The sequence below is a fragment of the Salipiger bermudensis genome (assembly GCF_017309175.1).
In the GTDB taxonomy this organism is placed as follows: Bacteria; Pseudomonadota; Alphaproteobacteria; order Rhodobacterales; family Rhodobacteraceae; genus Salipiger; species Salipiger bermudensis.
In genome coordinates, this window is record NZ_JAEKJV010000007.1 from 227,543 (window position 1) to 248,894 (window position 21,352).

General features: G+C 68.4%; 24 protein-coding genes. 14 read left to right on the forward strand and 10 right to left on the reverse strand.

Translation table 11 applies throughout. From position 1 onward, the window contains the following. Positions 1 to 11: 11 nt before the first annotated feature. From JF542_RS11845 to ispH, 6 genes are all read right to left on the reverse strand, one after another. A complete protein-coding gene (locus tag JF542_RS11845; RefSeq protein ID WP_007793936.1) occupies positions 12 to 632 on the reverse strand; it encodes a trimeric intracellular cation channel family protein in 621 nt (206 codons plus the stop codon). 12 nt (positions 633 to 644) lie between these two features. After that, entirely contained in the window at positions 645 to 1,109 is a 465-nt protein-coding gene (gene rnhA / locus JF542_RS11850; RefSeq protein ID WP_207075990.1) for a ribonuclease HI, read from the reverse strand. Next, positions 1,102 to 1,689, reverse strand: a complete 588-nt coding sequence (locus JF542_RS11855; RefSeq protein WP_207075991.1) for a methyltransferase domain-containing protein — start codon at positions 1,687 to 1,689, stop codon at positions 1,102 to 1,104. The genes rnhA and JF542_RS11855 overlap by 8 nt, the downstream gene beginning before the upstream one ends. Continuing rightward, positions 1,686 to 2,141: a DUF3429 domain-containing protein gene (locus JF542_RS11860; protein ID WP_007793930.1), complete on the reverse strand. Its 456-nt coding sequence runs from the start codon at positions 2,139 to 2,141 to the stop codon at positions 1,686 to 1,688. Before JF542_RS11860 ends, JF542_RS11855 begins: the two co-directional genes overlap by 4 nt. Next, positions 2,138 to 2,752 carry a LysE family translocator gene (locus JF542_RS11865; RefSeq protein ID WP_007793928.1) on the reverse strand — a complete coding sequence of 205 codons (615 nt, stop codon included), beginning with the start codon at positions 2,750 to 2,752 and terminating at the stop codon, positions 2,138 to 2,140. Before JF542_RS11865 ends, JF542_RS11860 begins: the two co-directional genes overlap by 4 nt. A 71-nt stretch (positions 2,753 to 2,823) precedes the next feature. Continuing rightward, on the reverse strand, positions 2,824 to 3,771 hold the full coding sequence (gene ispH / locus JF542_RS11870; RefSeq protein ID WP_207075992.1) for a 4-hydroxy-3-methylbut-2-enyl diphosphate reductase: 948 nt from the start codon (positions 3,769 to 3,771) through the stop codon (positions 2,824 to 2,826). Positions 3,772 to 3,905: 134 nt separating this feature from the next. On the opposite strand from ispH, the gene JF542_RS11875 reads away from it, so the two are divergent. Continuing rightward, a complete protein-coding gene (locus JF542_RS11875; RefSeq protein WP_207075993.1) occupies positions 3,906 to 4,373 on the forward strand; it encodes a c-type cytochrome in 468 nt (155 codons plus the stop codon). A gap of 3 nt (positions 4,374 to 4,376) precedes the next feature. Here JF542_RS11875 and JF542_RS11880 read toward each other — a convergent pair whose 3' ends face one another. Both JF542_RS11880 and JF542_RS11885 read right to left on the reverse strand, forming a co-directional pair. After that, positions 4,377 to 4,826, reverse strand: a complete 450-nt coding sequence (locus JF542_RS11880) for a YqaA family protein (protein ID WP_007793920.1) — start codon at positions 4,824 to 4,826, stop codon at positions 4,377 to 4,379. 41 nt (positions 4,827 to 4,867) lie between these two features. After that, entirely contained in the window at positions 4,868 to 5,443 is a 576-nt protein-coding gene (locus JF542_RS11885; protein WP_089842351.1) for a LabA-like NYN domain-containing protein, read from the reverse strand. A 139-nt stretch (positions 5,444 to 5,582) separates the two neighbouring features. Here JF542_RS11885 and folK point away from each other — a divergent pair, with 139 nt between their 5' ends. The 5 genes from folK (at position 5,583) to JF542_RS11910 (ending at position 10,387) form a co-directional block, all read left to right on the forward strand. Further along, complete coding sequence (folK, locus tag JF542_RS11890) at positions 5,583 to 6,149, forward strand: 2-amino-4-hydroxy-6-hydroxymethyldihydropteridine diphosphokinase (RefSeq protein WP_207075994.1); 567 nt, start codon at positions 5,583 to 5,585, stop codon at positions 6,147 to 6,149. A 79-nt stretch (positions 6,150 to 6,228) separates the two neighbouring features. After that, entirely contained in the window at positions 6,229 to 6,582 is a 354-nt protein-coding gene (gene rpoZ / locus JF542_RS11895) for a DNA-directed RNA polymerase subunit omega (RefSeq protein ID WP_007793667.1), read from the forward strand. Positions 6,583 to 6,619: 37 nt separating this feature from the next. Then, positions 6,620 to 8,758: a RelA/SpoT family protein gene (locus JF542_RS11900; protein WP_007793669.1), complete on the forward strand. Its 2,139-nt coding sequence runs from the start codon at positions 6,620 to 6,622 to the stop codon at positions 8,756 to 8,758. A gap of 79 nt (positions 8,759 to 8,837) precedes the next feature. After that, complete coding sequence (locus JF542_RS11905) at positions 8,838 to 9,491, forward strand: DUF2062 domain-containing protein (protein WP_040544331.1); 654 nt, start codon at positions 8,838 to 8,840, stop codon at positions 9,489 to 9,491. 44 nt (positions 9,492 to 9,535) lie between these two features. Then, entirely contained in the window at positions 9,536 to 10,387 is an 852-nt protein-coding gene (locus JF542_RS11910; RefSeq protein ID WP_207075995.1) for a DMT family transporter, read from the forward strand. A gap of 104 nt (positions 10,388 to 10,491) precedes the next feature. Here the strand turns inward: JF542_RS11910 and JF542_RS11915 are convergent, their stop codons facing one another. After that, positions 10,492 to 11,976: an ABC transporter substrate-binding protein gene (locus tag JF542_RS11915; protein WP_207075996.1), complete on the reverse strand. Its 1,485-nt coding sequence runs from the start codon at positions 11,974 to 11,976 to the stop codon at positions 10,492 to 10,494. Positions 11,977 to 12,108: 132 nt separating this feature from the next. Between JF542_RS11915 and panB the strand changes: the two genes are divergently transcribed. Together panB and panC are read left to right on the forward strand one after the other, a co-directional pair. Continuing rightward, positions 12,109 to 12,942: a 3-methyl-2-oxobutanoate hydroxymethyltransferase gene (gene panB, locus JF542_RS11920; RefSeq protein WP_207075997.1), complete on the forward strand. Its 834-nt coding sequence runs from the start codon at positions 12,109 to 12,111 to the stop codon at positions 12,940 to 12,942. After that, positions 12,939 to 13,781, forward strand: coding sequence for a pantoate--beta-alanine ligase (gene panC, locus JF542_RS11925; protein WP_207075998.1), 843 nt, complete (start codon positions 12,939 to 12,941; stop codon positions 13,779 to 13,781). The genes panB and panC overlap by 4 nt, the downstream gene beginning before the upstream one ends. Positions 13,782 to 13,793: 12 nt before the next feature. Here the strand turns inward: panC and JF542_RS11930 are convergent, their stop codons facing one another. Further along, complete coding sequence (locus JF542_RS11930; protein ID WP_207075999.1) at positions 13,794 to 14,933, reverse strand: alpha-D-ribose 1-methylphosphonate 5-triphosphate diphosphatase; 1,140 nt, start codon at positions 14,931 to 14,933, stop codon at positions 13,794 to 13,796. 103 nt (positions 14,934 to 15,036) lie between these two features. Between JF542_RS11930 and JF542_RS11935 the strand changes: the two genes are divergently transcribed. Genes JF542_RS11935 through JF542_RS11960 form a run of 6 tightly spaced genes read left to right on the forward strand, consistent with a single transcriptional unit; the run spans position 15,037 to position 21,200 of the window. Further along, a complete protein-coding gene (locus JF542_RS11935; RefSeq protein WP_207076000.1) occupies positions 15,037 to 15,480 on the forward strand; it encodes an NUDIX domain-containing protein in 444 nt (147 codons plus the stop codon). 39 nt (positions 15,481 to 15,519) lie between these two features. After that, positions 15,520 to 16,464 carry an ABC transporter permease gene (locus tag JF542_RS11940; protein WP_207076001.1) on the forward strand — a complete coding sequence of 315 codons (945 nt, stop codon included), beginning with the start codon at positions 15,520 to 15,522 and terminating at the stop codon, positions 16,462 to 16,464. Then, the gene (locus tag JF542_RS11945) at positions 16,461 to 17,276 is read left to right on the forward strand and encodes an ABC transporter permease (protein WP_207076002.1); all 816 of its coding nucleotides are present in this window, start codon (positions 16,461 to 16,463) and stop codon (positions 17,274 to 17,276) included. The genes JF542_RS11940 and JF542_RS11945 overlap by 4 nt, the downstream gene beginning before the upstream one ends. Continuing rightward, on the forward strand, positions 17,273 to 18,985 hold the full coding sequence (locus tag JF542_RS11950) for an ABC transporter ATP-binding protein (protein ID WP_242533719.1): 1,713 nt from the start codon (positions 17,273 to 17,275) through the stop codon (positions 18,983 to 18,985). The genes JF542_RS11945 and JF542_RS11950 overlap by 4 nt, the downstream gene beginning before the upstream one ends. Continuing rightward, complete coding sequence (locus tag JF542_RS11955; protein WP_423734653.1) at positions 18,960 to 20,432, forward strand: aldehyde dehydrogenase family protein; 1,473 nt, start codon at positions 18,960 to 18,962, stop codon at positions 20,430 to 20,432. The genes JF542_RS11950 and JF542_RS11955 overlap by 26 nt, the downstream gene beginning before the upstream one ends. 27 nt (positions 20,433 to 20,459) lie before the next feature. Then, positions 20,460 to 21,200, forward strand: a complete 741-nt coding sequence (locus tag JF542_RS11960; RefSeq protein WP_207076003.1) for an SDR family oxidoreductase — start codon at positions 20,460 to 20,462, stop codon at positions 21,198 to 21,200. Positions 21,201 to 21,352 lie beyond the last annotated feature (152 nt).

Consider the following 21,352-nt stretch of genomic DNA (forward strand, 5'->3'; position numbering starts at 1 on the left):
GCGGGCGCGAGCTAGTTGCGCGGCGGGCGGCCCTTGTAGATCGGGATGTTCCAGCCGAAGGCCAGCGCGGTGCCGCGCAGCACGAAGGTGAATATGGCGCCGATCAGCGCCGCCTTGCCGGGCTCGATCCCCGAAGCATGGGCGGCGAGCAGGGCACCGGCGCCGCCAAGCGCGCAGGTGGCATAGGGCTCGCCCTGTTTCAGCACCAGGGGCAGTTCGTTGGCGACCACGTCGCGCATCAGTCCGCCGAAGCAGCCGGTCATCACTCCCATCACAAGGACCACCGGGACCGGTGCGCCGTCGGACAGCGCGATGCCGGCGCCGGCGGCGACCGCCACCGACAGCGCCACTGCGTCGAGCCAGAGGATGGCGCGCTGGCGGCTTTCAAGCCGGTGCGCGGTGAAGAACACCGCGATCGCCGCGCCGCAGGCGACGGCGAGATAGGTCGGATCGGCGATCCACAGCACCTCGCGCCGCAGCAGCAGGTCGCGCAGCGTGCCGCCGCCGACGCCGGTCAGGCAGGCGAGAAAGGCAAAGCCCACCACGTCGAGCTGGGCGCGGCTCGCCACCAGCGCGCCGGTCAGGGCGAAGATCAGGACGGAGGCGTAATCGAGGAGTTCGAGCGGGCTCATCGCGGCCCGCCCTCAGGCGCCCTTGCCGGGCTTGAACGGCGCCATGCCGGCGCGGGCGAGCTCGTCGGCGCGCTCGTTCTCGGGGTGGCCGGCGTGGCCCTTGACCCATTGCCAGGTCACGTCGTGGCGGCGCTGCGCCTCGTCGAGGCGTTGCCAGAGCTCGGCGTTCTTTACCGGCTTCTTGGCGGCGGTCTTCCAGCCGTTGCGCTTCCAGCCGTGGATCCAGCCGGTGACCCCGTTCTTCACGTAGGCGCTGTCGGTCACCACGGTGATGCGCGAGGCGCGGGTCAGCGATTCCAGCGCGTTGATCGCCGCCAGAAGCTCCATCCGGTTGTTGGTGGTGTCGGCCTCGCCGCCGCTGAGCTCGCGCTCTTTGACGATCTCCTCGCCATTCTTCGCGCGCATCAGGACGCCCCAGCCGCCGGGGCCGGGATTACCGGAGCAGGCTCCGTCGGTATATGCAAAAAGATCAGTCATGGGCGAGGACCGATATCCATGTCGAGGCGCTGCCGTCAAGGCCTCGTCCCTCGCCGCGGGTCACGTCACGGATGGTGAGGCCGACATCGGCCAGCAGCGCGCGCAGATCGTCCTCGGTGTAGAAGGTGTAGAACCGCCCCAGCCGGTCGCGGCCCTCACCGGTGCCTTCCTTGAGCGACAGGCCGAGCAGACCGCCGGGCTTCAGCGCGCGGGCGATGGCTGCGAGATGGCGGGGCATGTCGGCGCGCGGCGCGTGCAGCAGGCTGAAGCTGGCCCAGATGCCGTCGTAGCGCGCGTGGGCGTCGAGATCGTCGAAGTGGCCCTGCCGGGCGTCGACACCGTGGCTGGCGCGCGCCAACGCCACCATCTCGGGCGAAGCGTCGAGCGCCTCGACGGTCAGGCCGGCCTTCGCCATGTGGCCGGAATCGTGGCCCGGGCCGCAGCCGAGATCGAGCACGCGCGCGCCCTCGGGAAGGCGGGCGATGAAGGTCGAGAGAGTCTCGAAGGGCGCGTCGGGCTGCAGGTTGGCGTAGTCCAGGGCGCGTTTGGCATAGACGGCGAGCGTCCGGTCGTCGCTCACACCAGCACCCCGACCAGCAGGCAGGCGACCACGGCGGCAGTGACCGGCAGGCGCAGGTGCATCCACCATCTCGGCGCCAGCCCCCAGCGCCAGAACTGCCAGTCGAGCGCCAGGAGGCCGAGGAAGCCGAAGATCAGGTTCATCCCGGCAGAGACCGGTCCGCCGCCGGCCATGAAGAAGGCCCAGAGCGCCGGGATCACCGACAGCGCGTAGCAGACGGGGGCCTGCCGCGGGTGAGCCTTCGTGGCGAAGCCCCAGAGCACGCCGGACATGAAGGCAAGGATCACCGTGCCATAGGCCAGTTGCACGTAGGGGCCGACGAAGCGCCCGCCGATGGTGGTGAAGGCGAGCTGGTAGGCGCTGTCGGACAGCAGGGTCAGCACGCCCCAGAGGAACGGCAGCACACCCGCGGCGGTGAGGATAAGGGCGCTGCGGGGGACGGGGCCTTTCATGCGCGCTCCATCGCCAGGCGTCCGGCGAGCAGCGCGAAGATCGCGGCGAAGGAGCGGTTGAGCCAGCGCATGGCGCGCTCACTGCCCAGCAGCCAGTCGCGGGCGCGGGCGGCGAAGAGGCCGTAGACCACGAAGACCGCGAAGGTCATCGCCATGAACACGCCGCCGAGCAGCATCATCTCGGCCCGCGCCGTTTCGGGCGCGCCCGACAGAAACGGCGGAAGCAGGGCGAGGAAGAACAGCGAGAGCTTGGGGTTGAGGATGTTCAGCAGCGCGCCGCGGCGGGCGGTGCGGGGGCCGCTCTCACGACGGGGCGAAGCGGCCACCGAGAGCGCTCCGGTGGCACGCAGCGCCTGAAAGGCCAGCCACAGCAGGTAGAGCGCGCCGGCGAGCTTCACGGTGGTGAAGAGCACGGCAGAGGTGTGCAGCAGGGCAGCGAGCCCTAGCATCGCGGCGGCCAGGTGCGGCACGATCCCGAAGGTGCAGCCAAGCGCGGCCCAGATCGCAGCGCGGCGGCCCTGACCGAGCCCGATCGCGAGCGTATAGATCACCCCGGCACCGGGCGCGAGCACCACGACCAGCGCGGTGAGCAGAAATTGCAGGCTCAGCATCGGATCCTCCCTTGATCGGAGGAAAGGTTTCCCATTCGGCGCGGGCTGTCAACGCCCTGAACGCGTACCGATCAGGCCGGCTGCCGCAGCACGCGGGGCACCTTGAACTCGACATTCTCCTGCGCCGTCTCGACCATCTGCACGGTCACGTCGAACCGGTCGCGGAAGGCGTCGATGACCTCGTCGATCAGCACTTCCGGGGCTGAGGCGCCTGCGGTGACGCCGACAGACGCGATGCCTTCGAGCGCGCGCCAGTCGATGTTCTCGGCCCGCTGGACGAGCTGTGCGTAGGAGCAGCCGGCCTTGCGGGCGACCTCGACCAGCCGCTTGGAGTTCGACGAGTTCGGCGCGCCCACCACGAGCAGCGCGTCGCAGTCGGGCGCAATCGCCTTGACCGCCTCCTGTCGGTTTGTGGTGGCGTAGCAGATGTCTTCCTTGTGAGGCCCCACAATGGCCGGGAAGCGCGCCTTCAGCGCCGCGACGATGTCGATCGTGTCGTCCACCGAAAGCGTGGTCTGGGTGACGAAGGCCAATTGTTCCGGGTCGCGCACCCGCACATGGGCGACGTCCTCGACGGTCTCGACCAAGAGCACCTCGCCCTCGGGCAGCTGGCCCATGGTGCCGACGGTCTCGGGGTGGCCGGCATGACCGATCATGATCATCTGCAGCCCGTTCTCGTGGTGCCTTGCGGCCTCGATATGGACCTTGGAGACCAGCGGGCAGGTGGCGTCGACATAGACCATCTCGCGCCGCGCGGCCTCGGCCGGGACGGCCTTGGGCACGCCATGGGCGGAGAAGATCACCGGCCGGTCCGGCGGGCAATCCTCGAGCTCTTCGACGAAGACCGCGCCCTTGTCGCGCAGCCCGTCGACGACGAACTTGTTGTGCACGATCTCGTGCCGCACGTAGACCGGCGCGCCCCATTTCTCGAGCGCCATCTCGACGATCTTGATCGCCCGGTCGACACCGGCGCAGAAGCCGCGCGGAGCGGCGAGATAGAGGGTGAGCGGATTCTTCATTGGCGTCTCCTGTTCCCTCCGAGGTAATGCCTGCAGGCGCTGGCGTCGACCCCTTCGGCTGGCCTGACGCAGCTGTGACTTGATGGCGGCGGGGCGGTGGCGGAAGAGTTGCACCGCGCGACGGGGAGGACGAGATGAAGCGGATTGCAATCGGCGTAGGGGCAGCGGCGCTGCTGGCTGGGGGATGGGCTTTGGCGCAGATGGCGGCAGAGCCGGTGCCCGGCCTGTTTCCCTACACGGATGCCACGCGCGTCGCGAATGGCAAACGCCTCTATGGCGAGAATTGCGCTGCCTGCCACGGCGCGCAGCTCGAGGGGCAACCGGACTGGAAGGAGCGCGACGCTGACGGCTTCCTGCCGGCGCCGCCGCACGATCCCACCGGCCATACCTGGCATCACCCCGACCAACAGCTTCTGGCCATTGTCACGCATGGCACCGAGGCGATAGTCGGCGGCGACTACCGCTCCAATATGATGGGGTTCGGAGAGATTCTCGGCGAGGCGGAGATCGTCGACGTGATGGCCTATATCAAGAGCACCTGGCCGGATGAGGTGATCGAGATCCACAACGAGATCAACGCCCGCGCCTCGGCCTATCGATAGCGTTCAGGCGCCGGTGCCCATGGTTGCCGCGGTGGCCCATGCCAGCACGATGTAGCGCCCGGTCTTGGCGATGGTGACAAGTGCAAGAAACACCGCCCAGTGGGTGCGCATGACGCCTGCGATGACGGTGAAGGCGTCGCCTAGAGGCGCCCAGCTCAGCAGCAGGGTCCAGACCCCCCAGCGGGCATAGGCGCGCTGCGCCCGCGCCAGCTGCGCTTCGCTGACCGGAAACCAGCGGCGGTGGCGGAAATGCTCGAGCCAGATTCCGAGCACGTAGTTGACCACCGCGCCAAGGATATTCCCGACGCTGGCCACGAGCACGATCAGCACCAGCGGCGCGGCATTGCCGAGTTGCATTCCAACGAAGACAACCTCGGACTGGAAGGGCAGGATCGTGGCGGCGCCGAAGGCCGCCAGAAACAGGCCGCCAAGGGCGGCGGCTTCAGTCAGCATGATCGCGGGGCCTCATCCCCGAAAGTCCCGCGCTCACGTTGTCAGTTGCCGCTGCTTGCGACCTCGAAGTTGCGCTCCGCCTGCTGCTCGCGCGGCGGGCGACCGATGACTTCGCGCAGCTCGTCGAGCTCGATGAAGTTGTCGGCCTGACGGCGGAGTTCGTCGGCGATCATCGGCGGTTGGCTGCGGATGGTCGAGACCACCGACACGCGCACGCCCTGACGCTGAAGGCTTTCCACCAGCGGGCGGAAGTCCCCATCGCCCGAGAACAGCACGATATGGTCGACCCGCGGTGCAAGCTCCATGGCATCGACGGTGAGCTCGATATCCATGTTGCCCTTGACCTTCCGGCGGCCTTGGCTGTCGGTGTATTCCTTCGCCGGCTTGGTCACCATGGTGAAGCCGTTGTAGTGCAGCCAGTCCACCAGCGGGCGGATCGGCGAATACTCGTCGTTTTCGAGAAGCGCGGTGTAGTAGAACGCGCGAACCATCTTGCCTCGGCGTACAAATTCCTGTCGGAGGAGCTTGTAGTCGATGTCGAAGCCAAGCGCTTTCGCGGCGGCATACAGGTTCGACCCGTCTATGAACAGCGCGAGCCGTTCGTCCTTGTAAAACATCAAATGTCCTTTCAGCAATGGAGCGCGCCAATGTCCGTGAGTGTGAATGTGAGTGGTTTGGCGCACTCGGTCGTCGAAGATTAAGATATTTGGCCGTCAGTACAAGCCGCAACACATAATCCAAAAGGATAGCTCAAACGTGCTAAGGGAACAAGAAAAGTTGATTGCACTCGGCGCGAATCTATCGTCCGCGATTGGTTCTCCGGCGGAAACATTGCGGGCGGCAATCGATGAACTGTCCGCGTCTGGGGAGCGTGTCCTGCGGGTGAGCCGGTTTTATGCAACCCCTTGTTTTCCGGCGGGGGCCGGGCCTGATTACGTGAACGCTTGCATCGTCTCAACCGGAGAGGCCAGCGCCGCCGAGCTGCTCTCGGTGATGCATCAAATCGAGCATAAATTTGGCCGGGAGCGCGAGCAGAGGTGGGGCAGCAGGAGCCTCGATCTGGACTTGCTGGCCCATGGTGAGGAGATTCTCCCTGACGCGACGTCATATTCGAAATGGCGCATGTTGAGCCTCGAGGAGCAGAAAGTCAGTGCGCCGGACGAACTGATTCTGCCGCATCCGCGCATGCACGAACGTGCCTTCGTGCTGGTGCCACTCTGCGATGTCGCCGCGGACTGGCGTCATCCCCTGCTCGATCGCACGGTGCGCCAGCTCTGCGAGGCATTGCCGCAGGAGGCGCGCGACGAAGTCAAGCCTTTATGACCGATCCCCGCTTGTCTTTCGGGCCATGACGCGATAGGGATTCCCTTTCTGACGGCTAACCCGAATAGGTGATACGCATATGGCCCGCGTGACGGTAGAAGATTGCGTCGACAAGGTCCCGAACCGGTTCGAGCTGGTGATGCTCGCCGCGCATCGTGCGCGCGAAGTGGCATCCGGCAGCCCGCTGACGGTCGACCGCGACAACGACAAGAACCCGGTGGTCGCCCTCCGCGAAATCGCCGAGGAGACCCAGTCGGCTGACGAGCTGCGTGAGCGTCTGATCGAGAGCCATCAGACCCAGATCGAGGTCGATGAGCCCGAAGATGACAGCATGGCGCTGCTCATGGGGGCCGAGCAGGACAAGCCGGTCGAGGACGACATGTCCGAGGAGAAGCTCCTGCGCGCGCTCATGGAGGCCCAGGGCGAGGGCTGAGGCCCGCGGATGCGGGCCAGGTGAAGGATAGGCGCCCATGATTGCGGCGGAAGATCTGGTTGCACTGGTCCGCAACTACAATCCCAAGACCAACGAAGACCTGATCCGCGCGGCCTACGAGTTCGGCCGCGCGATGCATGACGGGCAGATGCGCCATTCCGGTGAGCCCTACTTCACGCATCCCGTCGCCGTTGCCGCGATCCTGACCGAGCAACAGCTCGACGATGCGACCATCATCACCGCCCTGCTGCACGACACCATCGAGGACACCCGCGCCTCGTGGTCCGACATCGCCGAGCGCTTCGGCGAGGATGTGGCCGATCTGGTCGACGGCGTCACCAAGCTGACCAACCTGCAGCTCTCCAGCTCGGAGACCAAGCAGGCCGAGAACTTCCGCAAGCTGTTCATGGCGATGTCCAAGGACCTGCGGGTGATCCTCGTGAAGCTCGCGGACCGTCTGCACAACATGCGCACCATCAAGGCGATGCGCGCCGAGAAGCAGATCCAGAAGGCGCGCGAGACGATGGACATCTACGCGCCGCTGGCCGGCCGGATGGGCATGCAGTGGATGCGCGAAGAGCTCGAGGATCTGGCTTTCCGGGTGCTCAATCCCGAGGGCCGCGCCTCGATCATCCGCCGCTTCATCACGCTGCAGAAAGAGGCCGGCGACGTGATCCACCGGATCACCGGCGACATGCGCCACGAGCTCGAGGAGGCCGGCATCGAGGCCGAGGTCTTCGGACGGGCCAAGAAGCCCTACTCGATCTGGCGCAAGATGCAGGAAAAGGGCATGGGCTTCTCGCGCCTGTCCGACATCTACGGCTTCCGCGTCATCACCCGCAACGACATGGACTGCTACGGTGCGCTCGGGGTGATCCACCAGCGCTGGCGTGCGGTGCCGGGGCGGTTCAAGGATTATGTCAGCCAGCCCAAGTCGAACGGCTACCGCTCGATCCACACCACCGTGTCGGGCCGCGACGGCAAGCGCGTCGAGGTGCAGATCCGCACCCGGCAGATGCACGAGGTCGCCGAGACCGGCGTCGCCGCGCACTGGTCCTATCGCGACGGCCAGCGCGCCGAGAACCCGTTCGCCGTCGATCCCGCCCGCTGGATCGCCTCGCTGACCGAGCAGTTCGACAGCGAGCAGGATCATGACGAGTTCCTCGAGGCGGTGAAGCTCGAGATGTACTCGGACAAGGTGTTCTGCTTCACGCCCAAGGGCGACGTGGTGAAGCTGCCGCGCGGGGCGACACCGCTCGATTACGCCTATGCCATCCACACCCGTATCGGCTCGGCCTGCGTCGGCGCCAAGGTCGATGGCATTCGGGTGCCGCTCTGGACCCGGCTGAAGAACGGCCAGTCGGTCGAGATCATCACCGCAGAGGGCCAGACCCCGCAGGCCACATGGCTCGACATCGCCACCACCGGCAAGGCCCGCACCGCGATCCGCCGCGCCCTGCGCGAGGCCGGGCGCGAGCGTTTCGTGCGGCTCGGTCACGAGCTGGCGCGCTCGGCCTTCGAGCATGTGGGCAAGAAGGCCACCGACAAGGTGCTCGAGAAGGCGGCCCAGACCCTGCGGCTCGAGGACAAGGACGAGCTTCTCGCCCGTCTGGGCAGCGCCGAGCTGACCTCGCGCGAGGTGGTGCACGCGGTCTACCCCGATCTCGGGCCGGCGGACGATGTCGAGGTCGATGCCCATCGCGCGGTGATCGGGCTCGAGCCCGGCACCGGTTTTACCCGGGCGCGCTGCTGCCAGCCGCTGCCGGGCGAGCGCATCATCGGCATCACCCAGCGCGGCAAGGGCGTGTTCGTGCACGCCATCGACTGCGAATCCCTCGCCGCCTACGAGGACCAGCCCGACCGCTGGGTCGACCTGCGCTGGGAGGAGGGCACGCACCCGGCTGCCTACGATGTGAGCCTGGAGCTAACCATCGGCAACGATGCCGGGGTGCTGGGGCGGGTTTGCACCTTGATCGGCGAGCGGTTGGCCAATATCTCGGATCTTGTCTTCGTGGACCGGAAGCCGGACTTCTTCCGCATCCGGATGGACGTGGAGTTCCGCGACGCGGAACACCTTCATTCGGTGATCTCCGCCCTCGAAGCCGAAAGCGATGTCGCCTCCGTGCACCGCCGGCGAGACGCCTCGCTGACGGCGCTTCCGACGGCGGCGCAGTAAGGGGACGCAGCCGGCAGCGGTTGCGACTGAAAGGAAACGCGGTCCCACGGGGCTGCGGAGGATTGGACAGGACGGGCCTTTGGTCTTCAAACGCCGTGACAGACGACCTGTCTGGAGGATACTGGTCGAATTCTTCTGGCCGCGTGGCGGCTGGGGACGTGCGGCGCGGTATATCCAGCACCGGCTGCACCGGCTACCCGATCCCCCCGAACGGATCGCGCGGGGCGTGTTTGCCGGAGTCTTCACCGCCTTCACCCCGCTCTATGGCATGCATTTCGTCGTCGCGGCGCTGATCGCCAAGGCGCTGCGCGGCAACATCCTCGCCTCGCTTCTGGGGACCTTCTTCGGCAACCCGCTGACCTATGTGCCAATTGCCTTCAGCTCGCTCCGCACCGGCTACTGGTTTCTCGGCATCGACCGGCACGAGCCCGACCACAAGTCGGTGCTCGACCGCTTTGCATATGCCGGCGGAGACCTGTGGCACAATCTCGTGGCGTGGTTCACCGGGGAACCGACCAATTGGTCCGAGTTGATCCTGTTCTACGACAAGGTGTTCTATCCCTACCTGATCGGGGGGATCCTGCCGGGCATCGTTTCGGGGCTGGTCTGCTACTACCTCACGGTGCCGGTGATCCGCGCCTATCAGAGTCGGCGGCGCGGGGCGCTCAAGTCCAAGTTGGCGGCGCTCAAGAAGAAGCAGGGCGACGCGGCGGGCAGCGCCCCCAAGGAGTGACGCGCCCCGAGGCGGCGTGCAGCGGGAAGGGAGGCCCGTGGCCGATGCGACTGTTCCTGCTCGTGGCGCTGACCATGACCGCCTTCGCTGCCAATTCCGTGCTCAACCGCGCGGCGCTCGCCTCGGGCGGCATCGACGCGGTGAGCTTCGGCACGCTGCGGCTGCTGTCCGGTGCGCTGATGCTCGCAGCGCTGGTTCTGGCACGGGAGGGGCGTCTGAGGCTGGGCGGCGCCGGGCGGTTGGCCGGCGTGGCAGGGCTGTTTCTCTACATCTACGGCTTCTCGGCGGCCTATGCGGGGATGCCTGCGGGGCTCGGGGCGCTGCTGCTCTTCGGCATGGTGCAGGTGACCATGTTCGGGGGCAGCGTGGCGGGCGGTGAGCGGGTGCCGGCGCAGCGCTGGCTGGGGGCGGGGCTGGCCTTTGGCGGGCTGGTCTGGCTGCTCTGGCCGGGCGGCGGTGCCGCGCCCAGCCTGCCGCACGCGCTGGCCATGCTGCTCGCGGGCGTCGGCTGGGGCGTCTATTCGCTGGCCGGACGCAAGGCCGAGGTGGCGCTGGTCTCGACGGCTGCAAATTTCGTGCTGGCCACCGGGCTCGGGCTGGTGGTGCTGCTGGGGCTACAGCTTTCGGGATCTGTCGGCCCATGGAGCCTTGGCGCGGTCGTGCTGGCGGTGGTCTCGGGAGCCGTGACGTCGGGGCTCGGCTACGCGCTCTGGTACGCGGTTCTGCCCCGCCTGCCGGGGTCGGTCGCCGCCGTGGCGCAGCTCACCGTGCCGGTGATCGCCATGGCGGGCGGCATGGTGTTTCTCGGCGAGGCCCTCACCGCGCGCTTCGCGCTCGCCGCCCTGCTGGTGCTGGGCGGCGTGGCGGTGTCGGTGACGCCGCTGCGGCGGGGGTGAGCGGCGCTTGCAGTGCCTTGGCTCTGCGCCGGGGCGGCCTCAATGCCGTCCACGACGCGCAGGCGTTCGGCGCACCAAGCCCGTCACAGGACGGGCGTGCCCGCTCACTCGGTCCAGCGCACCCCGGTCAGGTCGGTCGCCTGCGTCGGCTGGTTCTGCCACAGCCCCTCGAGCCGCGCGTCCGCCACCGTCGGGAAGGCGAGCTGGAACAGGTAGGCATTGACGTGATCCTCGGCGATCATCGTCTGCGCTTGCTGGATCAGCTCGGAGCGCGCCGCCGGGTCGGTGGTGCCGGTGAGGGTGCTCATCAGCTCCTGGAAGGCCGCGTTGTCATACTGGAAGTAATAGTCCGGCCGGGCGTAGATGCCGATGTCGAAGGGCTCGGTATGCGACACGATGGTGAGGCCGAAATCCTTGCCACGGAACACCTCTTCGAGCCACTGGGCCCATTCCAGGTTTGTGATCTGGGTCTCGATCCCCACCTCGCGCAGCTGCGCCGCGATGATCTCGCCGCCGCGACGGGCGTAGGAGGGCGGCGGCAGCTTCAGTGTGGTGGTGAAGCCCTCGGGATAGCCCGCATCCGCCAGCAGAGTCTTTGCAAGCTCCGGATCGTAGCTCGAGAGCTCGGTGAGGTCGACATAGTCGGGATTGTGCGGCGCGAAATGGGTGCCGATGGGCGTGCCGTAGCCAAACATCGCACCGTCGATGATCGCCTGTCGGTCGATGGCGTGGGACAGCGCTTCGCGCACCTTGGGATCGGAGAAATGCGCGTCGCCGTGGTTCATCGCGAGGATGGTCTCGCCCTCGGTCGACCCCACAAGAACCTGAAAGCGCGGGTCTGCCTCGAACATGGCGAGGTTCTCGGGCGCCGGGAAGCCGGCGAAGGCGTCGATATCCTGCGCCATCATCGCCGCGAACGCTGCCGTCGGGTCCGAGATGAAACGGAAGGTCACCGCCTCGAGTGCGGGGGCCGCGCCCCAGTAGTCCGCGTTGCGACTCATCTCGATGCGGTCTCCCGTGACCCAGCGCTCGAAGGTGAAGGGGCCGGTGCCGACAGGGGTCTGCTGGATGCCCTCGATGCTCTCGGGGGCCACGATCACCGCGTCGCCCCAGGCCATGTTGAACAGGAACGTGCCGTCGGGCTCCGAGAGCGTCACCTCGACGGTGAGCGGATCGACAACCGTCACCTCCGCGATGCCCTCGAACAGCGCCTTCTGGGCGTTGAGGCTGTCTTCCCCGCGGGCGCGATCGAGGCTGAACTTCACGTCCTCGGCGTCCATCGTGGTGCCGTCATGGAAGGTGACACCGTCGCGAAGCCGGAAGGTGTAGGTCAGCCCGTCGTCGGAGATCTCCCAGCTTTCGGCAAGGCCCGGCACGACCTCCCCGGTCTCGGTGAAACGCGTCAGCCCTTCGAAGATGTTCGAATAGAGCACGCTGTCGATGGCGCCGGCCGCGGCCGAGGTCGGATCGAGATGCGGCGGCTCGAGTTGCAGCGCAATGGTCAGGTCGGTCTGCTGGGCCATCAGCGCCTGCGCCGAAAGCAGCATCGCGGCGGCGGCCGGGGCGAGGTAGGACATGGGGCGGGACATCGGGCTCTCCGTTGGCAGGCATCGGCTCGAAGTGTGCCCGATTTCCCCGGCGGTGCAAGCACATGCGCACTGGAATATAGGGGGGCAGGCTGCTAGACGACGCCAGCCTTGTTGACGAGGGAGGAGACGCCAATGAGCGCCACCGCGCGAAAGTCGGCCCCGCTGCCGGCCGATATCCGGGCCCGCAAGGGCGGAGCGCCGCTGGTCAGCCTGACCGCCTACACCACGCCGATGGCGCAGATGATGGACGCGCATTGCGATTTCGTCCTCGTCGGAGACAGCGTCGGCATGGTTCTGCACGGGCTCGAGTCGACGCTTGGCGTGACCATGGAGATGATGATCCTGCACGCACAGGCGGTGAAACGCGGTCTCAGCGGCGCCATGATGGTCGTCGACATGCCCTTCGGCTCCTACGAGGAAGGCCCGCAGCAGGCGTTTCGCAACGCCGCGCGGCTGATGGCTGAAACCGCCGCCGGTGCGGTCAAGCTCGAGGGCGGCGAGAGCATGGCCGAGACCATCGCCTTCCTGACCGCGCGCGGCATCCCGGTGATGGCGCATGTGGGCCTCACGCCGCAATCGATCAACACGCTCGGCGGCTACAAGGTGCAGGGCCGCGGTGACGCCGGCGACCGGCTGATGGCGGATGCCCGCGCCGTGGCCGGGGCAGGGGCCTTTGCCGTGGTGCTCGAGAAGGTGCCGCAGGGGCTGGCCGACCGGGTGACCGCAGAGCTGCCGATCCCGACCATCGGCATCGGCGCCTCGGCGGGCTGCGACGGGCAGATCCTCGTGGTCGATGACATGCTGGGGCTCTTCACCGCCTTCAAGCCGAAATTCGTCAAGCGCTACGCGAGCCTCGGCGAACAGGCCGAAGCCGCCATCGCGGCCTATGCCGCGGAGGTACGGGCCCGGTCCTTCCCCGCAGCCGAGCACGTCTTTGCCGATGCCGCCCCGGGAGCGAAATCATGACCGAGATGCTCCGCACGAAGGCCGAGCTGCGCGCCCGTCTGGCGGGCTGGAAACGCGCCGAAGAGACCGTCGGCGTGGTGCCCACCATGGGCGCGCTGCATGCCGGGCACCTGAGCCTCGTCGAGGCCGCCAAGACAGATTGCGACCGGGTGATCGTGACGATCTTCGTGAACCCCAAGCAGTTCAACAACGCCTCCGATCTCGAGAACTACCCGCGCACCGAGCACGCCGATGCGGAGAAGCTCGCGCCCTACGCGGTGGATGTGATCTACGTGCCGGGGCCGGAGGAGATCTATCCCGAGGGCTTTGCCACCTCGGTGGCGGTCTCGGGCCTGACCGACGGGCTTTGCGGCGCCTTCCGCCCGGGCCATTTCGACGGCGTGACCACGGTGGTCTCGAAGCTCTTCCTGCAGACCGGCGCGGATCGGGCCTATTTCGGCGAGAAGGACTACCAGCAATTGCAGGTGGTGCGCCGCATGGCCCGCGATCTCGACATCCCCGTCGAGGTGATCGGCTGCGAGACGGTGCGCGAACCCGACGGCTTGGCGCTGTCCTCGCGCAACGTGCTGCTGCCCGAGGCCACCCGTGCCGCCGCACCGGTGCTCAACCGGGCCATGGTGGCGATGGCCGAAGGGCTTCGGACCGGTGCCGATCTCGCGACGCTGAAAGCGCAGGCCGAGGCGGCGATCCTCGAGGGCGGCTTCGAGCGGGTCGAGTATCTCGAGCTGCGCGCCGCCGACGGGCTCGCGCCGATGACCACGCTCGACCGCCCGGCGCGGCTTCTGGCCGCCGCCTGGCTGGGCGGGGTGCGCCTGATCGACAATATCCCGGTGGGCTGAGCCGCTCGTGGCCTAGAGCAGCCGCTCGGCGATCTCTCCCGAGAGCCACGCGATGCGCCCGCCCGCCATCGTCAGCACGATGCGGCGGGTGGCGCGGTCCATCACCACCAGATCGGCGCGCAGGCCGGCCTCCAGCCTGCCGCGATCCTCAAGGCCCAAGAGCCGCGCCGGCCCTTCCGAGACCATCCGCCACGCCTGCGCCTCGTCGAGCAGGCCTAGCTCGACGCAGCGCCACGCGGCGCGCGCCGGGGCGGGGTAGTGGTAATCCGAGGCCAGCGCATCGCAGAGCCCCAGCCCGATGAGCTCGCTCGCCGCCACGTTGCCGGCATGACTCGCCCCGCGCACCACGTTGGGTGCGCCGAGCACCACCGTATCGCCGCCCTCGCGCGCCGCCTGTGCCGCCTCCACCGTCTCGGGGAACTCGGACACCCGCACCCCGCGCGCGCGCCAAGCGGCGCGGCCCTCGGCGCTGCGGTCGTCATGGCTGCCCATGCGGCAGCCGCGTGCGGCCAGCCGCGCACAGAGCCCGTCGAGCGCTTGCGGAACCTCGGCGCTGCGCGCGTGCAGTGCCTGCATCAGCGCCAGGTGCGTCTCGGGCGAGCGCCCGGATTTCAGCGCCTGCCCGGTGAGACGCGGAGGCTTGCGCCCCTCGGCGAGCCTTGCGTGCGGCAGGTGGTCGTTGAACACCACGTAGCCGATGCCCCAGCGCTCGATCGCCTCCTCGGCGCGGGCGAAGGAGTCGAGGAAATGGGTCTCGAGCCGCAGCTGCAGGCGCAGGTCCACCGGCACCGTCGGCGCCACCTCGGCCACGGAGGCAAACACCTCCTCGGCAAATTCCGGCCCGCGCATCCCGCCTTCCCACGACCAGAACTGCGCCAGCATCGCCGTGGTAATGCCGTTCGCGGCGAGCTCGGCGGCGCAGGCCACCATGCCGGCGTCACGCTCGCGCAGCGCCCCGCGCCGGGGTGCCATGTGGCGCTCGAACCCGTCGCCATGGGCGTCGACGATTCCCGGCAGGATGTCGTAGCCGCCAAGATCCACCCGCCGCCCCTCGGGCGTATCGCAGATCACCCCCTTGGCCACCGACAGGGGCGCATCGCTCCAGCCGCCCGGTCGCATCACGCGGGCATTCTCGAAGCTCAGCTCGATCATCGGCAGGCGCCCTTTGCAGGGCAGGGTGGCAGAACGGGAACGCGGATCATGGGCGTGGGAATACGGCCTTCCACCGCCGCGCGAAAGGTGCAAATCTCCGCCCATGTCGACCTCGCCCCGCCTTGCCACCCGCGCCGTCATCCTGCACGAAAACCGCCTGCTGCTGGTCAATGCCTGGCCCGGGCAGAAGAGCGATCTCTGGTGCGCCCCCGGCGGCGGCGTCGAGAAGGGCGCCTCGCTGCACGACAACCTCGCCCGCGAGGTCCACGAGGAGACCGGCCTCACCGTGCGTGTCGGCCTGCCCTGTCTCGTCAACGAATACCACGCCCCTGAGACCGGCTTTCACCAGGTCGAGCTGTTCTTCCGCTGCGAGATCACCGACGGTGCGCTGTCGGACGACTGGCGCGACCCTGAGGGCGTGGTGCACACCCGCCGCTTCGTCACCCGCGACGAGATGGCGAGCCTGCGCTACAAGCCCGACAGCCTTCCCAAGGTGGCCTGGGAGACCGGCCCCGGCTACGATCCGCTGGAGCTTCTGGCCTCATGAGCGGCGCGCCCCGATCCGCCGCGGCCCGGTAGGCGCCCGATGCTGGCCTACGCGCTGAAACGGCTGTTCATCCTGGCGATCAGCCTCGCCATCGCCTCGCTGGTGATCTTCCTCGTGGTCGAGGTCGCGCCGGGCGATCCCGCGAGTTTCATGCTGGGGATCAATGCCCGGCCCGACACCGTCGCCGCGCTGCGTGCCGAGCTGGGGCTCGATCTGCCGGTGCATGAGCGCTACCTCGTCTGGTTCTCGGGCATGGTGCAGGGCGATTTCGGCACCTCCTACACCTACCGCGCGCCGGTGGCGCAGATGGTGGCCGAGCGGGTGCAGGTCTCGCTGCCGCTGGCGCTCTACGCGCTGCTGCTCTCGACTCTGATCGCTTTCCCGGCGGGCATTTTCGCCGCCGCGCGGCGTGGCAAACCCGGTGACGTGGCAGTGATGGGCGCGACCCAGCTGGGCGTCGCAGTGCCGAATTTCTGGTTCGCGATGCTGCTGGTGCTGCTCTTTGCGCTGAAGCTGCGCTGGTTCAGCGCCGGCGGCTTTCCCGGCTGGGACGATCCGCTGCAGGGGCTGAAGGCGCTGACCCTGCCGGCGGTGGCGCTGGCCCTGCCGCAGGCGGCGATCCTCGCCCGCGTCATGCGCTCGGCGCTGATCGACATCCTGCACGAGGATTTCATCCGCACCGCCCGTGCCAAGGGGCTCTCGCGCCGGCAGGCGCTGTGGCGCCACGGGGTGCGCAACGCGCTCATTCCGGTGCTGACCATCATCGGGCTGCAATTCTCCTTCCTGCTGGCCGGGGCGATCATCATCGAGCAGGTGTTCTTCCTGCCGGGGCTGGGGCGGCTGATCTTCCAGGCCATCACCCAGCGCGACCTGATCGTGGTCGAGTCGGTGGTGATGCTGCTGGTCTTCGCGGTGATCGTGGTGACCTTCGTCACCGATCTCGCCTATGCCGCCGTCGATCCCCGACTGAGGAGGCGCCGATGAGCCGCAACCTGATCCTCGGCACGCTGCTCACGGCGCTGTTTGTCGGTGCCGCGCTGCTGTCTTTCGTCTGGACGCCGTACCCCACCGACACCGTCGCCATCACCGAGCGCCTGCAGCCGCCCTCGGCGGCACACTGGCTCGGCACCGACCATTTCGGCCGCGACATGCTGAGCCTCGTGATGGTCGGCGCCCGCACCTCGATCGCCGTGGCGCTGGTGGCGGTGGGCATCGGGCTCGGGCTCGGCGTGCCGCTGGGCCTTGCCGCCGCGGCGCGCGCGGGCGGCTGGCTCGACGAGGCGATCATGCGGATGAACGACCTGATCTTCGCCTTCCCGAGCCTCGTCATCGCGATCTTGATCACCGCCATCTTCGGCCCCGGCGCCACCAACGCCATCATCGCCATCGGCATCTTCAACATCCCGGTCTTTGCGCGGCTGTCGCGCGGTGCGGCGCTGAGCCTGTGGCGGCGCGAGTTCATCCTCGCGGCCCGCACCGCCGGCAAGTCTGCGCCCCGGATCAGCGCCGAGCACATCCTGCCCAACATTGCCAACCTGCTGATCGTGCAGGGCACCATCCAGTTCTCGCTCGGCATCCTCGCGGAAGCGGGCCTGTCCTATGTCGGCCTAGGCGCCCAGCCTCCGATCCCGTCCTGGGGTCGGATGCTGGCCGACGCCCAGACCATGGTGGCGCTCGCCCCGCATGTGGCGATCATCCCGGGCCTCGCCATCGTCCTGACCGTGCTCGGCCTCAACCTGCTGGGCGATGGCCTGCGCGACCGGCTCGACCCGAGGCTGGGAATGGTGCGCGCATGACCCCTTCTCTGGTTTCCAAATACCTCGGGGAGCGCGAGGGGCAGCGCCCCTCGCACCTGTCGGACCGGACGCAGTCCGGTTCGAAACCTCTGCTCGAGATCGATGCGCTCTCGCTCACGATTCACGGCAAGCCGATCCTCAGAGAGCTGTCGCTCACCATCGCACCCGGCGAGATCGTGGCGCTGACCGGGGAGTCGGGTTCCGGCAAGTCGATGACCGCGCTCGCCGCCATGGGACTCCTGCCTCAGGGCGCCGAGACCTCCGGCGCCCTGCGTCTCGACGGGACCAATCTCTGCCAGCTCTCCGAGCGCAGGCTCTGCGCCATCAGGGGCCGCGAGATCGGCATGATCTTTCAGGAGCCGATGACCGCGCTCAACCCGGTGCAGCGCATCGGCGCGCAGGTGGCCGAGACCATCCTCGTGCACAAGGCCATGCCCCGCGCCGCGGCAAACGCCCGCGCCGCCGAGATGCTGGCCCGCGTCGGCCTGCCGCCCGAACGCGTGCCGCCGAGCCGCTACCCGCACGAGCTCTCCGGCGGCCAGCGCCAGCGCGTCGTCATCGCCATGGCCATCGCCCTGCGTCCGAAGCTCCTGATCGCCGACGAGCCCACCACCGCGCTCGACGTGACCACGCAGGCGCAGATCCTCGACCTGCTGCGCGAGCTCGTGCGCGAGGAGGGCATGGGGCTGATGATGATCACCCACGATCTCGCGGTGGTCTCGGAGATGGCCGACCGCATCGCGGTGATGAACTCCGGAGAGATCGTCGAGCAGGGCGCAACCGCGCGGCTCTTCGCCGAGATGCGTCACCCCTATACCCGCCAGCTCTTCGAGGCCTCGCGCCACCGCGCCGATTTGCCAGAGGCGCGGCCCGACGGGCCGCTCTTGCGCGTCGAGACCGTCACGCGTCACTATCCCGGCCCGCGCCAAGGGCTCTTCCGTCCCGGTCGGGCGCAGGTCGCGGTGAACGGCGTCAGCTTCGAAATCGCACGGGGCGAGCGTGTCGGGCTGGTGGGCGAGTCGGGCTGCGGCAAGTCCACGCTCGCGCGTGCCATTCTCGGGCTCGAGCCGGTGCAGGCGGGCGCCATCACGCTCGACGGGGCGCCGGTCTATCGCCACCGCAAGCCCGACCGCGCCGTGCGCCGCCGGGTGCAGGTGGTGTTCCAGGACCCCTACGGCTCGTTCGACCCGCGCCACCGCGTGGGCCGACTGATCGCCGAGCCCTTCCATCTGCTCGACGACCCGCCCCGCGGCCCCGAGCGCGCCGCCGCCATCGCCCGGGCGCTCATCGATGTGGGGCTGAAGCCAGACCATGCCGAGCAGCACATCCACGCCTTCTCCGGCGGCCAGCGTCAGCGCATCGCCATCGCCCGCGCCCTGATCATCCGGCCCGAGCTGGTGATCTTCGACGAGGCGGTCTCCGCCCTCGACGTGCGGGTGCGGGCGCAGATTCTCGACCTGATCGCGGATCTGTCGCGGCAATACGGGCTGACCTACCTGTTCATCTCGCACGACCTGAGCGTGGTGCGCGGCATCACCGACCGGGTGCTCGTCATGCGCGGCGGCGAGATCGTCGAGGCCGGGGAGACCGAGAGGGTATTTGACAACCCCGCTCACTGGTATACCAAATCCCTGCTGGCCGCCGCACCATCCCTGCCGCGGCCACCGGGAGGAGGACAAGCGGATGACCGAGAGCCTGACGCGCGGTGACGCGCATCTGAGCCTTGCGCGGGACAGCGCGCAGATGTTGATCGGCGGCGAGTGGCGCGACAGCGCCGACACGCTGCCCATCGTGAACCCGTCGACCGGAGCGGAGATCGGCCGCATCGCCCGCGGTCGCGCTTTGGATATCGACGCGGCGGTCTCTGCGGCGCAGGCGGCGCTCGAAGGCGACTGGGGCCGCATGACCGCGCTCGAACGCGGCCGCATCCTGACCCGGCTCTCTGCTCTGGTGCTTGACCATGTGGACGAGCTGGCCGAGCTCGAGGCGATGGACGTCGGCAAGCCGCTGACCCAGGCCCGGGCCGACGCGGTGGCGCTGGCGCGCTATTGCGAGTTCTACGGCGGCGCCGCCGACAAGGTGCACGGCACCACCATCCCCTATCTCGACGGCTACACCGTCTACACCCTGCGTGAGCCGCACGGGGTGACCGGCCATATCGTGCCGTGGAACTACCCGATGCAGATCATCGGGCGTTCGGTCGGCGCGGCGCTGACCATGGGCAATGCCTGCGTGCTGAAGCCAGCCGAGGATGCCTGCCTGTCGGCGCTGGCCTTCGCCCGGCTGGCGCAGCAGGCCGGCCTGCCCGCCGGCGCGCTCAACGTGGTGCCGGGGCTGGGTTCCGAGGCCGGTGCGGCGCTCTCGGCTCATCCCGGCATCCAGCATGTGAGTTTCACCGGCTCCGTCGGCACCGGGGCCGCCGTGCAGCAGGCGGCGGGCGCCAACGTGGTGCCGGTGACGCTGGAGCTTGGCGGCAAGTCGCCGCAGCTCGTCTTCGCCGATGCCGATCTCGACGCGGCGCTGCCCTTCCTCGTCAATGCCGGGCTGCAGAATGCCGGGCAGACCTGCTCGGCCTCGTCGCGCATCCTGGTCGAGCGCCCGGTCTTCGACGAGGTCAGTCGCCGCATGGCCGAGGCCTATGCCGCCAAGGTGGTGGGCCCGGCGATGGACGACCCCGATGTCGGCCCGCTGATCAACGCCACCCAGAAGGCGCGGGTCGAGGGCTTTCTCGAGCAAGGCGCCGACCTGCCACTGCTCGCCCGCGCGCAGCTTGCCGCCGATTTGCCAGAAGGCGGCACCTACGTGCAGCCGGCGCTCTTCGGCCCGGTGCCCGCGGATCACCTGCTGGCGCAGGACGAGGTCTTCGGCCCGGTGCAGGTCATCGTGCCTTTTGACAGCGAGGGCGAGGCGGTGAAGATCGCCAATGGCACCGCGTACGGCCTCGTGGCCAGCGTCTGGACCCGCGACGGCGCACGCCAGATGCGGCTCGCCAGGAAACTGCGCGCGGGGCAGGTGTTTCTCAACAATTACGGCGCCGGCGGCGGGGTGGAGCTGCCCTTCGGCGGCGTCGGCAAGTCGGGCCACGGGCGCGAGAAGGGCTTCGAGGCGCTCTACGGCTTCTCGGTGCTCAAGACCGTCGCCGCGCATCACGGCTGAGCAGGATTTTCAGGGAGGAGACAGGACATGAGACTTGAGGGCAAACGCGCCATCGTGACCGGCGCCGGATCCGGCTTTGGCGAGGGCATCGCCATGCGCTTCGCCGCCGAGGGCGCGCAGGTTATGGTGGCCGACATCAACGCCGAGGGCGCAGAACGCGTGGCCTCGGCCTGCGGCGGCATCGCGCAGCGGGTCGACGTCGCGAATGGCGACAGCGTGGCCGAGATGGTCGCCCGCGCGGTGGCCGAGATGGGCCGGGTCGACATCCTCGTCAACAACGCCGGCATCACCCACCTACCTGCGCCGATGGAGGAGGTCTCGGAGGACGATTTCGACCGCGTCTTCGCGGTGAACTGCAAGTCGGTCTACCTCACGGCGCGGGCGCTGGTCGGGCATATGAAGGAGCTGGGCGCCGGGGCGATCCTGAACGTGGCCTCGACGGCTGGCGTCTCGCCGCGACCGCGGCTCAACTGGTACAATGCCTCGAAGGGCTGGATGAACACCGCCACCAAGGCGATGGCGATCGAGCTGGCGCCGGCGGGGGTGCGGGTCAACGCGCTGAACCCGGTGGCGGGCGACACGCCGCTTCTGGCGAGCTTCATGGGCGAGGACACGCCCGAGATGCGGGCGAAGTTCCTGTCGACCATCCCCATCGGGCGGTTCTCGACGCCGGAGGATCTCGCCAATGCGGCGCTGTTCCTGTGCTCGGACGAGGCGTCGATGGTCACCGGTGTCTGCATGGAAGTGGATGGCGGGCGCTGTATCTAGCGGCTGAGCCGTCGCGTTTGCGGGTAGGGTGGGTGGGGGCGCTGCCCCCGTCCGCGCAGGCGCGGACTCCCCCCGAGGTATTTTTGAACCAGAGAAGGGGCGGGGGATTGCGCTGATCCCCGGCCCTGGCGAGGGTCGCCGGAAGACAGGGG

Excerpts from the sequence above, each read along its gene's own strand:
- JF542_RS11845 (WP_007793936.1), bottom strand. The coding sequence starts at position 632 with ATGAGCCCGCTCGAACTCCTCGATTACGCCTCCGTCCTGATCTTCGCC.
- rnhA (WP_207075990.1), bottom strand. The coding sequence starts at position 1,109 with ATGACTGATCTTTTTGCATATACCGACGGAGCCTGCTCCGGTAATCCC.
- JF542_RS11860 (WP_007793930.1), bottom strand. The coding sequence starts at position 2,141 with ATGAAAGGCCCCGTCCCCCGCAGCGCCCTTATCCTCACCGCCGCGGGT.
- JF542_RS11865 (WP_007793928.1), bottom strand. The coding sequence starts at position 2,752 with ATGCTGAGCCTGCAATTTCTGCTCACCGCGCTGGTCGTGGTGCTCGCG.
- ispH (WP_207075992.1), bottom strand. The coding sequence starts at position 3,771 with ATGAAGAATCCGCTCACCCTCTATCTCGCCGCTCCGCGCGGCTTCTGC.
- JF542_RS11875 (WP_207075993.1), top strand. The coding sequence starts at position 3,906 with ATGAAGCGGATTGCAATCGGCGTAGGGGCAGCGGCGCTGCTGGCTGGG.
- JF542_RS11880 (WP_007793920.1), bottom strand. The coding sequence starts at position 4,826 with ATGCTGACTGAAGCCGCCGCCCTTGGCGGCCTGTTTCTGGCGGCCTTC.
- JF542_RS11885 (WP_089842351.1), bottom strand. The coding sequence starts at position 5,443 with ATGTTTTACAAGGACGAACGGCTCGCGCTGTTCATAGACGGGTCGAAC.
- rpoZ (WP_007793667.1), top strand. The coding sequence starts at position 6,229 with ATGGCCCGCGTGACGGTAGAAGATTGCGTCGACAAGGTCCCGAACCGG.
- JF542_RS11900 (WP_007793669.1), top strand. The coding sequence starts at position 6,620 with ATGATTGCGGCGGAAGATCTGGTTGCACTGGTCCGCAACTACAATCCC.
- JF542_RS11910 (WP_207075995.1), top strand. The coding sequence starts at position 9,536 with ATGCGACTGTTCCTGCTCGTGGCGCTGACCATGACCGCCTTCGCTGCC.
- JF542_RS11915 (WP_207075996.1), bottom strand. The coding sequence starts at position 11,976 with ATGTCCCGCCCCATGTCCTACCTCGCCCCGGCCGCCGCCGCGATGCTG.
- panB (WP_207075997.1), top strand. The coding sequence starts at position 12,109 with ATGAGCGCCACCGCGCGAAAGTCGGCCCCGCTGCCGGCCGATATCCGG.
- panC (WP_207075998.1), top strand. The coding sequence starts at position 12,939 with ATGACCGAGATGCTCCGCACGAAGGCCGAGCTGCGCGCCCGTCTGGCG.
- JF542_RS11930 (WP_207075999.1), bottom strand. The coding sequence starts at position 14,933 with ATGATCGAGCTGAGCTTCGAGAATGCCCGCGTGATGCGACCGGGCGGC.
- JF542_RS11935 (WP_207076000.1), top strand. The coding sequence starts at position 15,037 with ATGTCGACCTCGCCCCGCCTTGCCACCCGCGCCGTCATCCTGCACGAA.
- JF542_RS11940 (WP_207076001.1), top strand. The coding sequence starts at position 15,520 with ATGCTGGCCTACGCGCTGAAACGGCTGTTCATCCTGGCGATCAGCCTC.
- JF542_RS11945 (WP_207076002.1), top strand. The coding sequence starts at position 16,461 with ATGAGCCGCAACCTGATCCTCGGCACGCTGCTCACGGCGCTGTTTGTC.
- JF542_RS11950 (WP_242533719.1), top strand. The coding sequence starts at position 17,273 with ATGACCCCTTCTCTGGTTTCCAAATACCTCGGGGAGCGCGAGGGGCAG.
- JF542_RS11955 (WP_423734653.1), top strand. The coding sequence starts at position 18,960 with ATGACCGAGAGCCTGACGCGCGGTGACGCGCATCTGAGCCTTGCGCGG.
- JF542_RS11960 (WP_207076003.1), top strand. The coding sequence starts at position 20,460 with ATGAGACTTGAGGGCAAACGCGCCATCGTGACCGGCGCCGGATCCGGC.